This window comes from Enterococcus sp. AAFC-DPL-6103, from assembly GCF_058216595.1.
The window spans coordinates 1,326,695-1,338,864 of the sequence record NZ_CM177102.1; the positions used below are offsets into that span (position 1 = coordinate 1,326,695).

Consider the following 12,170-nt stretch of genomic DNA (forward strand, 5'->3'; position numbering starts at 1 on the left):
TCGTTTTTTGCTATACTAACAGAAGAAGAGGAGTTGTCCAAATGAAAATAGAACACAGTACCCCTAAACAAGATGGCTTTCATTTGCCGGCAGAAACAGTTCCTCATGAGGAATGCTTTATGATCTGGCCAGAAAGAACTGATAATTGGCGGAATGGTGCAAAGCCCGCTCAGCTTACTTATGTAGAAGTTGCACAAACTATTGCAAAATTCGAACCAGTAACAATGCTTGTGTCAAAGAGACAATACAAAAATGCTCGCCACTTACTTAATGAAAATATCCGTGTCTTAGAAATGAGTTCCGATGATGCATGGATCAAAGATACAGGACCAGTCTATGTCATGGATACTTTAAAAAATCTTCGTGGTGTAGACTTTCGATTCAATGCGTGGGGCGGGCTGTTAGATGGTTTGTTTTTTCCATGGGATCAAGATGATTTATTGGCAGAAAAAATATGTAATTGGCAACGATTAGATTATTATTCCCTCGCAAATTTTGTACTAGAAGGTTGCTCCATTCATAGTGACGGAGAAGGAACAATTTTTACTACTGAAGAATGTCTATTATCTGAAGGAAGAAATCCACAATTTACGAAAACACAAATCGAGGAAATTCTTTTGGAATATTGTGGAGCTCAAAAAATCATCTGGCTTCCACATGGCTTCTTTTTAGACGAAACAAATGGCGATATCGATAACTTATTGAATGTCGTTCGTCCCGGCGAGATTGTTCTTAATTGGTGTGACGATCCAGAAGACCCAATGTATGAGATTGTAAGAGAAGCTTTTATGTACTTATCGAAAGCAACAGATGCCAAAGGACGGACATTAAAAATCCATAAAATGCCTTTACCGCAAGCACTGTACATTACTGAAGAGGAAAGTCTAGGAGTTGATCCAGTAAATGGTATGCTTCCACGCTTTCCCGGAGATCGTTTAACAGCTAGCTACGTTAGTTATTACACGGCAAATCAAGGCATAATCTATCCTATATTTAACGACAATAACGATCAAAAAGCTCATAGAATACTGCAGGACTTGTATCCTGGATATGAAGTCATTGGCGTTCCTGCACGAGAGATCCTTTTAGGTGGCGGAAATATCCATTGCATTGCTCAGGCACTACCAAAACATAGAAAGTAGGATGATTATGGATTTCTATGAAATTGTTAATTCCCATCTAGCAGAACTTACGAAAAATGAACGAGTTTTGTTTGATTATGTTATTTCAAACTTAAATGTAATTAAAAATAAAAGCATTAGAGAAGTTTCTGAAGAATGTTTTGTTTCAACCACAACTTTTTTACGTTTTGTTAGAAAAATAGGCTTTAGTGGTTATAGTGAATTTTCAACAGTTATCAAATATACCTTATTAACCAAAAATGACGTTCCTCAACAAACTCCATTTGTAGTTTCTCAAAAAGATTATCGGGAAGAATACTTGAAAAATTTAATTGAATCCGTTCGTGTAATGGATAGTGACAAGATTAAAAAAATTGTTTTGACTATGCAGGAAAAACCAAAGATTTTTTTGTTTGCTAAGGGAATGAGTAAAGAAATTATGGGTTATATCAAATATCTCTATACTACAGCGGGATTTTTTGTCATCTTTCCAGAGGATCAGCAAACAAGAACAATTGCTTTGCAGCAAGCTGAATCAAAAGACCTGGTCTTTGTTTTTAGTTATCGTGGTGAGGACAACGAGTTGATTACTCTGATTAGAAAATTAAAAGAACAGTCACATCCTTTTATTGTATCGATCACTGGTGCCGATAATAACCTGATGCAAAATACAAGTGATATCAATCTCTACTTATTCACGGACGAACTGTACCTGAATCAACTAAATCTTACTTCTCATATCTCAATGATTGCCTTGATGGAACTGTTGCTTTATCAATATATCGAAGGCTGCGACCCACAGGACTATCATCTGGTGTTTCGTTGAATCAACTACCTTTAGAGCTTAGAACAATGTGTTCTTTGTGTCTATAGGTAGTTTCTTTTTTGGCAAAAAGTTTCAGTTTTTTTTGATAAAAAGACCTTTTCTTGGTACAAACTACCAATTTTCAGTCGCTCGCTTACCAAAGAATCATTTTCATGGTTGAATGGAGTCACAACAGTTCAAGGAAAGGGAATTTTAAACAAAAGGGTGAACAATATGAAGTTAGCAATAATTGGTTCAGGAAAAATTGTACAAGACTTTTTAACAATTACAAAAGACTTACCACAAATCGAATTAGAAGCAATCGTCGGAACAACAAGAAGTAAAGAGACATTAGGAGAACTTAAAAAAATATATGGAATCAAGAACTATTTTACCGATTACGAACAATGTTTACGAGAGGATACGATCGATGCCGTTTATATTGCGGTTCCTAATCATTTACATTTCTCTTTTACAAAAAAAGCACTATTAGCTGGCAAGCACGTCATTTGTGAAAAACCATTTACTACTGATTACCAACAATTTTTAGAACTAAAACAGTTGGCAGAAAGCAAACAAAAAATCTTGCTTGAAGCAATTACAAACCAATACTTGGAAATCAAGAAGAAACTATCTTCATTAGGAGATATCAAGCTAATTGAATGCAATTATTCTCAATATTCTTCACGATATGATGCTTTTAAAAACGGAGAGATTGCTCCAGTTTTTGATGCTCAAAAAGGCGGGGGAGCATTGATGGATCTTAATATTTACAATATCCATTTTGTTGTGGGACTATTAGGAAAGCCACTGGGAGTCCATTACTTCCCTCATATGGAAAACCAGATTGATACTTCTGGAATTTTAGTCTTGCAATATAAGGAATATCAAGCAGTTTGTATTGCAGCTAAGAATTCTGATGCACCTGTTCGCTCAGTTATTCAAGGTGAAACTAGGTCGATCATAGTTGACAGCCCTACAAATGTTCTAACTTCTTTCGGTATCTATCAAAATAACCAACTTTTAGAAACGATCTCTGCGAATAGTCACCCGCACAGAATGTATCAAGAATTTGTTACGTTTGAGCAACTAATTCAAAACAAAGATTTTGTTTCCATGCAAAAAAGATTAAAGCATAGTGAATCTGTGATGTGGATCATTGATCAGGCAAAAACATCAACGCAATCCTAAAATTTGATCATCTAATTAAATTTTTTCACTGCAAATAAAAACTATCCATATCAAAAAGAAAATTTCCGAATGCTAAACTTTTAGTCGTGGCTCTTAATCCTAATACTGAAAGAATCAAAGGGACCTACAAGGAGAAGCTTTCTGTCTGGCTGGATATTTTAAAAGCAAATGCACCTGATCAAGTTCATTATCCCAGGAGAAGTAACAGATTCAATTAACTTAGATAAAACAGAATTTTCCATTTTTGTTGGCAGCGATGTTAAGAAACAAACGCTTTACAATAAAGAAGATGATCTACTTTTAGGGGACATTCTTGTTTCTACAGGTAGTCATTTATTTATGGTAGACATAAAAAAGAGTAAAAAAAAAACCATCCAAACTTGGATGTTTTTTTTTTACTCTTTTTTGATTACTTCACGCTGTTCTTTTTTTAGATGCAGTGGAATTTCTTTTACTTTTAGAATATCTAAGAAGAAAGTAAATATCGGAATACCGACAATTAATCCCCAGACTCCAAACAGGCGTTCACTTACTAATAATACGATGAAGGTATAAAAAATCGGTAACTCTGTTTTACTAGACATCAATTTAGGATTCAACACATAAGACTCAATCAAGTGGACAATCAAGATCGTGACCAAAATATAAACCACATCTTTGATTCCCCCTTGTGAATAGGCAATAAACGATAATGGAATACAAGAGATAATCACACCTGCTACCGGAATCAAACTCAAAATAAAAATCATGATTGCTAAGCTTGGTAATTGAGTGAATCCAAATGCAGCTAAAGCAATAGTCGTAATGACAGTATTTAAGATAGCAATCACAAATTGCGCCTCTAAAACTAAACCAAACGTATTAACAAATTTATCTGCGAAATAATAAATGTCTTGAAAAAACCAAGCAAATTCACTTTTCAAAAAGAGTCGAGAAAAAAGAACCGTTTTTTTCTTTTCAATCATAAAAAAGAAACTCAAAATAAAGGACATTGCAAATGCTACAGCCAGTTTCCCAACGTCTTGCAGATAGCCAATAGCAATTGATGCACCATTTTGTAATTGTTCAAAAAAATCATTGCGTTCAATATAATTCTGAACATACGTTAATAGTGGATTATCGTCTTTTGGCTGCTGCTCATAGAAGTGAATGACTGAACCAACCATATCAAAAGTCTGATGAATCAAAACAGGAATATACTTCGTTAGTGCCAGATAAATCAAATAAACTACTATTGAATAAATGACTACTGTTAGTGCAGCAGTAGGAATCTTAATAAAACGTTGGATAATCTGAACAAGGTGAATCATTAAATAAGTAAAGATAAATGTGAGCAAAACCGTCGTAATCATTGCTCTGGATAAAAAAAGTAGTAAGATAACTGAAAGTAAAACAGTCAACCTACGAATTTTTTCGTTTGCCAAAAACCGTTGGTAAAAAGACAATCACACAACCTCCTAAAAAAAATACTCGTAACAAATTCATTATAGAATGAACAAACTTAAAAAGAAAACTGTTAAAAGTAAGATTAGGTACTTTCTTATCAATTCCTTAGTAACATCCAAAAAAGAAAGGGTTTACATATTTAAGAGTTGTGTCATACTACTAAAGAGATATAAATATATGAATCAGAGGTGCAAATAAAATGGCAAAATTAACAGATTCCTTATCAATTTCTCCAGAAAGAGGAGTATCAATTGACATTGGACGCAAATTTTATTCATCAAGCTTTTTGAAAAACTTACTTGATTACATGTCATCGCTCAAAATGAATGCATTACAGCTTCATTTTTCGGACAACGAAGGATTTCGAATTGAATGTGAAACTGTGCCAGAACTAACTTCAACTCACTTTTTGACAAAAGTAGAAATCAAAGAATTAATTGCTTATGCTAAAAAAATTGGGATTGAAATTATTCCGGAGTTCGATAGCCCCGGACACTTGAAACGTTTACTTAGCATCTATCCAGAATGGCAGATAGAACGTTTAGGGGAAGATTCAGATGTATTTCCTGCAAATCGAGCCATAGATATTACAAACCAACAAGCAATCAACAAAGTCAAAGAAATTATCACAGAATATTTAGAACTATTTCCTGATTCTCGTTATTTCCACTTAGGAGCAGACGAGTATATTAGTTTTGATGAATTGGCCCGTTATCCTCAATTAACAAGAAAAGCAGAAGAAATTTATCAAGATGCCAGCAGAGCTTATGACTTATTTATTGATTATATCAACGATCTAGCTGACTTGATTGAGTCAGCTGGCAAAACTGCCCGTATTTGGAATGATGGTGTTTACAAAAAGAACCAAAGAATGAAGAGCACACTGAAAAAAACGATCCAAATCACTTATTGGACAAATTACAGTGAGCAAATGGCAGATGTCCAAACTTTTTTCAATGAAGGTCATCAAGTATTGAATTTCAATGATAATTATTTTTATTTTGTGTTAGGAGAAGGGGCTGGCTACCGTTATCCCACTGAAGATAAAATAAAAAACGAGTGGAATCCAATGATTTTTTCTGGCAACCAACACATTACACGAGAACAACTAACTAAAGTGACTGGAACTTATTTTGCCATCTGGTGTGACTATCCAAATGCTCTGACGGAAGAAGAGGTTATGGAGAAAATCAAAGAACCTTTGAAGGCTCAACAAGCCGTTCTTGAGAATTACTCTTTGAGGTAATTTATTTGCCATCAAAATAACACAGGACAAACAGATTCTGCAATTCCATTTATAACTTTTTTTTATAGAAACTATAAAAAATATCATCTTAACAAATGTAAAATATCATCATATAATTTTCATGAAAAGAAAATAAAATATGAAAAGGGACGATTATATATGATGAAAACAAGTAGAAAAGTTGTGATTGTAGGTACTGGATTTGTTGGAACAAGTATAGCCTATGCCATGATCAATCAAGGTATCACCAACGAATTAGTGTTGATTGATGTTAACCAAGAAAAAGCTGAAGGAGAAGCGCTTGATTTACTTGATGGTATGGCATGGGGAGAAGAAAATATTGCAGTTAAATCTGGTGACTATACAGAATGTGCAGATGCTAATCTAGTAGTAATCACTGCGGGAATCAACCAAAAACCAGGGCAATCTCGTTTAGATTTAGTTCAAACAAATGCAAGTATCATGCGTGACATTGTGAGACAAATTATGGAGTCTGGATTTGATGGTGTTCTTGTAATTGCTTCAAATCCTGTTGACATTTTGACTTATATTGCTTGGCAAGCCTCAGGATTACCACATAACCGCGTGGTTGGTACTGGAACAACATTAGATACAACACGTTTTAGAAAAGAAATTGCATTAAAATTGGAGATTGATCCAAGAAGTGTTCATGGTTATGTTATGGGAGAACATGGGGATTCAGAAGTTGCTGCTTGGTCACATACAACGGTAGGCGGGAAACCCATTCTTGAAATCGTTGAAGTAGATCACAGATTAACTAAAGATGATCTAACAATTATTGCCGAAAAAGTTAAGAATGCTGCTTATGAAATCATTGATCGCAAAAAAGCGACCTACTATGGAATCGGGATGAGCACTACACGAATTGTAAAAGCAATTTTGAATAATGAACAAGCAGTATTACCAATTTCGGCTTATTTGGCAGGACAATATGGACAAAAAAATATTTTTACTGGAGTACCAGCTATCGTAGATGAAAATGGAGTTCGTGAAATTGTTGAGTTGGCTATCACTGACGAAGAACAACGATTGTTTAATCAGTCTGTATCTGAATTAAAAGAAGTATTAAGTACTGTCGAATAATTGTAAAAAACGGCATGAAGGAAGAGCAATCACTCTTCCTTTTTTTAATTATGGTATTCTTTCAAGAGCCCTTTTTGTAGAAGCTCTTGTTTATCTTTAAGATTCATTACATTTTTTTGAAAGTCCTGTGCGTACATAACTGAATATAGGGTATTCAATACATAATCAAATGCAATCTGCGAGGAAAAAGTAGCAACCTTTGCAAAATCATATTCATCTTGAGAAACGACTAAACTCATTGAGGCTTTTTTAGCCATTTCAGAATGTTCGTTTCCTGTAATAAGTAAAGAAGGGGTACCAACATGATTCAAGTAAGTGAGAATCCGTTCGTAATGATGAATTCGACCACTATAGCTGATAAAGATTGCACAATCGTTTTTCATCAGGTTAGCAGCATTCCATGAAGAATCACTGTACTCTTCAGCAAGGATCAAAAATTTATTGAGCTTGACTAACTTATTTTGAAATTTCCTTGCAGTAATCTGTGAGTCACCTTTTGCAAATAAAAAAATTCTATTTGCTCGATTCAGCATTGTAGCTATCCTATCCAATTCTTGTCCCTCAATTTGCAATTGTGCTTTTTTTATCGTTTGAACAGTAAGATCTGCCATTTTTTTCGCAATCAATTGCGCATTATCTTCATGTGAAAATGGAAAATTTGGATCAATCACATGATTGAACTGAGCAACTAATTGATGGACTTCACGTCCTAATTCAAATCGAAATTCTTTAAATCCAGTGTAACCCATTTTTTTACATAAACGAATGATCGCTGAGTGAGATGTATATGTAGCTTTTGCCAGTTCCTCAATTGTTAAATACACAGCTTCTTCAAAATTTAATCGGATATAATCTGCAATCCGTTTTTCTGTAGTAGTAAATGTCTCTTGTTTGGTTAATTTATCTTCAATCAACATGCCTCCAACCTCCTAACGTCTCTATCATCTTACTAACAAACGGCAATGTTGGCTACTGATTATCATAAATTGGTACTTTTTTTCAAAAAAAGGTTAATTTTTAGCTGAAATTAGGACATTTTTACCAAAATGCGTGTGTACTGAGACTTTAAACACAGTTTTCAGTATACTTGGCGTATCAACTATATAGGAGGATTATTTATGTTAACAATTGCTTATCTAGGAAATGGGAAGAGTACAAATCGTTATCATTTACCTTTTTCTAGAAAACTATCAGACAAAATCAGAATCAAAAAAATCTACTCGCCAAGTGAACCCGTTTGGGAAACTTTTGATGATATCGAATACACTGCAGAGCTAGATGAATTATGGAACGATTCTGAGATTCAGTTAGTCGTTATCACTACGCCTAGTCAATTTCATTATGAGTATGGAAAACTCGCATTAGAGCATGGCAAAAATGTTTTAGTTGAAAAACCTTTTGCAGAAACTTCAAAAGAGGCAAAAGAGCTCTTTTCTTTGGCTAAAGAAAAAGGTCTATTTATTCAGTGCTATCAGAATAGACGTTTTGATTCAGATTTTTTGACTGTACAAAAGGTAATTGAAAGCGGCAAGTTAGGAGATATTTTAGAAATTGAAATGCATTATGACTATTTCCGACCAGAAATCCCCGAAAACGCTACTACTTTTTCTACAGCAAACAGCTATCTTTATGGGCATGCTTGCCACACGGTCGATCAGGTTCTTTCTTACTTTGGTGAACCCGATGATATTCATTATGATGTTCGCCAACTGTTAGGAAAAGGTCGGATGAATGATTATTTTGATCTGGATTTTTTCTACGGATCAATGAAAATCTCAGTAAAATCAAGTTATTTCAGAATCAAAGAACGTCCTAGCTTTACTGTCTATGGGAAAAAAGGAATGTTTGTCAAACAAACGAAGGATCGTCAAGAAGAACATTTGAAAATGTTCTATATGCCAGACAACGCTGATTTTGGGATAGATTTGCCGGAACATTATGGTGTTTTAACCTACATGGATGACAATAATGTTTATCATGAAGAAAAGGTTATTTCAGAGATAGGCGATTATAGCCGTGTATATGCAGGTATTTACGAGACATTAATCAACGGTGAAGAAAAAATCGTTAAAGATGAAGAAACTATTTTACAAATGCAGATTTTAGAAGAAGGTATCCGTTCTATCCAAGAAAACGAAGAGAAAGTATAACAGCTTTATCCCAAAATCAAAATGAAAGTGATCCTTTTTGACAGTCCTTTTATTCTTAGGTAAGATAAATAAGAAAACATGAGAACTTTCTGGAGGGACAAATCTATGACTAATTATGATGGAGAAAAAGGAAAACGACTAAGAGGTTCAATGGCACCAAAAACAGATGATGAAGTAGCTTTAGCTGGTACTAATTCTGGCGAAACAGAAAATAAACAAGAAGCATTATCTGGCACCAACTCTGGAGAAGAAAAAAACGTTGCGTTATCCGGATCAAATGCTGTTGAAGATGACACAAAAGAGGAACCAAACAAACTCGAAGAAGCAGTTGAAGAGGTCATAGCCGACGTAAAAGAAAAATTTGAAGAATTGACATCCAAAGATAATCATTCTAAATAAACGAAAAAAGACAAGGACTAAAATCGAGCGCCTTGTCTTTTTTCTTCGTTTCTTACGCTAATAATTAAATTTGATTTCTCTCGCGTTTTGCTAAATAGGGCATAACGAACCCTAAACCAATCAAAACAACAATCCCAACAATGTTGATGATTAATTCATGCCAAAAAAGTGATGAACCAAAAGCTGCATCCTGTGGTAAAACACCAAAAAGAGTGGCAATCATGGTGACAGCAAAACACCAGACACCAACAGTAACAGCAAATCGATCATTTTTGATAAACACGTAATCTGATTGGTATTTTTGACTATTTAAACGGATTTTGATAAAGGCAAAGAAAATCCAACAAGTCACACCTGGAGAGATAATTCCGTTCAAATTTAACAACCAATTAAAAATATCATTCATTTCCGGTAAGAAAACACCTAGTAGTAGAATAAAGGCACTTAATGAAGTCGTCAAAATATAACCATTAATTGGTAGCCCGTCTTCATTTAATTTCGTTAATTTTTTAGGCATGAATTCTTTTCCTGTATCTGAGATAAGCATCCTTGTCATAGCATCAAGCAAAACAGCAAGAAGAGCACACATATAAATGATTTGTGTCACCGCAAAAATATACATCAGACTATTTCCCAAGTGGAAAAATTCACCCAAACGTTGAAAAGCATAATAAGAACCATTCATCTTCAGATTATTAGGTAGGTGGTGCGCATCAAAGAATACACCCAACGAAAAGGAACCGAAAACGGTCAAGAAAATGGTCATAACAGTTAACATAATCATTGCTTTAGGAAATTCTTTCTTCGGTTTACGCATTCGAGTAACAAAAGGTGCAACTAATTCTGCTCCATTAATTGCATAAATCAGTAACCCGATTGTTGTTAAATAATGTAAATCGAATTTTGGTAAAATTGTTTTAATATTCATTGGTTGTGTTTCAATATGTCCATTTGGCATAAAAAGGGAAGTGAAAGTCATAATAACGAATAGAATCGTCATCACGAACATAGCACCACCACCAATTGTACTTAGAACTTCTAAAGATTTCTTAAAATGTCTTTGCAAGAAGATAAATGTCAAAAAAATGACAAATGTCAATAAAGCAAATAACGAATTAGACATCTTGTCTTCCATTGAATCATCTCCGTTGATCAACCAACCAAAACCAACTACCACTGCGTTTGCCGTATCAACAACGTAGGGGATTGAAGCAGCCCAGTAAGTCCATGCTGTAAAATAGCCCAACTTATCACCACTTGTACCACGAACCCATGAACTCAAACCGCCACCTTCATGATTAAAGACAGACCCTAACTGACCAACCATCAATGAATAGGGAACAACGTATAGTGCTAACAAAATAACCCATGAAGTAATAACACCCATGCCTTGATTAGCAAAATTATAAATAATGTCATCAAATCCAATAACCGTAACAAAAGACATCAATGCCAACACGGGCCACGAAATAAAATTTTTCTTTTCTTCCATACAAACATAACCTCCAGCAAGTATTATAATCTTATTTTTCTGAAAATAATATGAAAGACAATCGGTGTTTCACTTAAAATATAGCGAAAGAACACAAATAGTTTAAAACTAACAAACTCTAGTAACTATTGGTAAGAATAATCTCAAAAATATTTATCAAAAATTTAGATGAAATCAAAAGTTTTTTCAGCATTAAGTAAAGTGACAATATACACAACAAGATTAACCCTATAAAATAAAAAGTAATTCTTTTATAGAAACAAGATTACAATACAAAATTATTTTTAGTAGTTGTGTAAATATCAGAAATAATATAAAAATTCATGCAAAATAATTTTTAAATGTTGCATCTGTAATGAATTGCTAAAATTGATACCAAAACAGCAAATATTTGATTAAGAGAGTGGCTCATATTCTCACAATCTACTTTGTATAATATATATTATGTAAACTAAAATAAATTTAAAAATAAGTTCTCTCTATTGTACCTCTCTTTCTTACCAATTAAGTCATTATTCGTATCGATTGATGTTCTTTATCTTTTTATACGCAAAATACAGCAAAAATTATTTTTTTGTAACAATTATTCATCCGTAAAGGTAAATTAGCTTGGAACTAAATATTTTTCTGGAAAATCCACTCAAATCACGGGAATTCGTAGCTAATATTGACATTTATTCGTAAGATAAACACAAGATTCGCTCTACGTAGTTCACAAGTAGCTCATAAATAGATTAAAACGCTTTGTATAATAGTGAATTTATTTATAAAGTTGTAAAACACATTTAACATATAAATAATATCTAAATTTGAACCTTTATCAATTTTTTTGAGCAATAAACAATCATTTCAGAGGAATCATAGATCAATGATTCCTCTGAAATGTCTAATAAAATTAAATCTTTTTTTAAAGTAGCTACCAATTGATGAAAAAGCTGCGTGATTACAGGTAAGAAATAAATTACGCCTGCAGCTCCAAGTACTAAAAATAGCTGCTTTTTTTGCTTTTTATGTTTCAACATACTTGTTGTTTCATGGAAAAAATATAAGATACTTTTTGCTAACGCTGTGACTGTCGATAAAACTAGAGTTGGTGAATAAGCTGTTTGCTTTTCTGGAGTGACAGTTAATAACTTTATCCCATAATTAGATAATTTAGTAATGAATGAATTTTCCGCAAAAATGGTACCTCTTATCTTTATTGGTTTATAAATAT

The 12,170-nt window shown here is 33.6% G+C and carries 10 protein-coding genes and 1 pseudogene; 7 read left to right on the forward strand and 4 right to left on the reverse strand.

Annotated elements, in window-relative coordinates:
- Nucleotides 1–41: 41 nt before the first annotated feature.
- From aguA to AC4BC3_RS06435, 3 genes are all read left to right on the forward strand, one after another.
- Nucleotides 42–1,142, forward strand: coding sequence for an agmatine deiminase (aguA, locus tag AC4BC3_RS06425; protein WP_490466078.1), 1,101 nt, complete (start codon nucleotides 42–44; stop codon nucleotides 1,140–1,142).
- Nucleotides 1,143–1,149: 7 nt separating this feature from the next.
- A complete protein-coding gene (locus tag AC4BC3_RS06430; RefSeq protein ID WP_206907936.1) occupies nucleotides 1,150–1,947 on the forward strand; it encodes a MurR/RpiR family transcriptional regulator in 798 nt (265 codons plus the stop codon).
- A gap of 213 nt (nucleotides 1,948–2,160) precedes the next feature.
- Nucleotides 2,161–3,117, forward strand: coding sequence for a Gfo/Idh/MocA family protein (locus tag AC4BC3_RS06435; protein WP_490466079.1), 957 nt, complete (start codon nucleotides 2,161–2,163; stop codon nucleotides 3,115–3,117).
- 395 nt (nucleotides 3,118–3,512) lie between these two features.
- On the opposite strand, the gene AC4BC3_RS06440 is transcribed toward AC4BC3_RS06435, so the two are convergent.
- Complete coding sequence (locus tag AC4BC3_RS06440) at nucleotides 3,513–4,562, reverse strand: AI-2E family transporter (RefSeq protein ID WP_206907939.1); 1,050 nt, start codon at nucleotides 4,560–4,562, stop codon at nucleotides 3,513–3,515.
- A 200-nt stretch (nucleotides 4,563–4,762) separates the two neighbouring features.
- Here AC4BC3_RS06440 and AC4BC3_RS06445 point away from each other — a divergent pair, with 200 nt between their 5' ends.
- Both AC4BC3_RS06445 and AC4BC3_RS06450 read left to right on the forward strand, forming a co-directional pair.
- Entirely contained in the window at nucleotides 4,763–5,809 is a 1,047-nt protein-coding gene (locus AC4BC3_RS06445) for a beta-N-acetylhexosaminidase (protein WP_490466080.1), read from the forward strand.
- 159 nt (nucleotides 5,810–5,968) lie between these two features.
- A complete protein-coding gene (locus AC4BC3_RS06450) occupies nucleotides 5,969–6,913 on the forward strand; it encodes an L-lactate dehydrogenase (protein WP_206907943.1) in 945 nt (314 codons plus the stop codon).
- 44 nt (nucleotides 6,914–6,957) lie between these two features.
- On the opposite strand, the gene AC4BC3_RS06455 is transcribed toward AC4BC3_RS06450, so the two are convergent.
- On the reverse strand, nucleotides 6,958–7,830 hold the full coding sequence (locus AC4BC3_RS06455; RefSeq protein WP_490466081.1) for a MurR/RpiR family transcriptional regulator: 873 nt from the start codon (nucleotides 7,828–7,830) through the stop codon (nucleotides 6,958–6,960).
- A gap of 201 nt (nucleotides 7,831–8,031) precedes the next feature.
- Here AC4BC3_RS06455 and AC4BC3_RS06460 point away from each other — a divergent pair, with 201 nt between their 5' ends.
- Together AC4BC3_RS06460 and AC4BC3_RS06465 are read left to right on the forward strand one after the other, a co-directional pair.
- On the forward strand, nucleotides 8,032–9,063 hold the full coding sequence (locus tag AC4BC3_RS06460) for a Gfo/Idh/MocA family oxidoreductase (protein ID WP_206907947.1): 1,032 nt from the start codon (nucleotides 8,032–8,034) through the stop codon (nucleotides 9,061–9,063).
- 105 nt (nucleotides 9,064–9,168) lie between these two features.
- A complete protein-coding gene (locus tag AC4BC3_RS06465) occupies nucleotides 9,169–9,462 on the forward strand; it encodes an rRNA processing protein (RefSeq protein ID WP_490466082.1) in 294 nt (97 codons plus the stop codon).
- A gap of 64 nt (nucleotides 9,463–9,526) precedes the next feature.
- Here AC4BC3_RS06465 and AC4BC3_RS06470 read toward each other — a convergent pair whose 3' ends face one another.
- Entirely contained in the window at nucleotides 9,527–10,954 is a 1,428-nt protein-coding gene (locus tag AC4BC3_RS06470) for an amino acid permease (RefSeq protein ID WP_206907950.1), read from the reverse strand.
- Between the two features lie 923 nt (nucleotides 10,955–11,877).
- A pseudogene (locus AC4BC3_RS06475) lies at nucleotides 11,878–12,150 on the reverse strand (hypothetical protein); the annotation flags it as partial.
- Nucleotides 12,151–12,170: the final 20 nt, after the last annotated feature.

Excerpts from the sequence above, each read along its gene's own strand:
- aguA (WP_490466078.1), top strand. The coding sequence starts at position 42 with ATGAAAATAGAACACAGTACCCCTAAACAAGATGGCTTTCATTTGCCG.
- AC4BC3_RS06465 (WP_490466082.1), top strand. The coding sequence starts at position 9,169 with ATGACTAATTATGATGGAGAAAAAGGAAAACGACTAAGAGGTTCAATG.
- AC4BC3_RS06435 (WP_490466079.1), top strand. The coding sequence starts at position 2,161 with ATGAAGTTAGCAATAATTGGTTCAGGAAAAATTGTACAAGACTTTTTA.
- AC4BC3_RS06470 (WP_206907950.1), bottom strand. The coding sequence starts at position 10,954 with ATGGAAGAAAAGAAAAATTTTATTTCGTGGCCCGTGTTGGCATTGATG.
- AC4BC3_RS06445 (WP_490466080.1), top strand. The coding sequence starts at position 4,763 with ATGGCAAAATTAACAGATTCCTTATCAATTTCTCCAGAAAGAGGAGTA.
- AC4BC3_RS06455 (WP_490466081.1), bottom strand. The coding sequence starts at position 7,830 with ATGTTGATTGAAGATAAATTAACCAAACAAGAGACATTTACTACTACA.
- AC4BC3_RS06450 (WP_206907943.1), top strand. The coding sequence starts at position 5,969 with ATGATGAAAACAAGTAGAAAAGTTGTGATTGTAGGTACTGGATTTGTT.
- AC4BC3_RS06430 (WP_206907936.1), top strand. The coding sequence starts at position 1,150 with ATGGATTTCTATGAAATTGTTAATTCCCATCTAGCAGAACTTACGAAA.
- AC4BC3_RS06460 (WP_206907947.1), top strand. The coding sequence starts at position 8,032 with ATGTTAACAATTGCTTATCTAGGAAATGGGAAGAGTACAAATCGTTAT.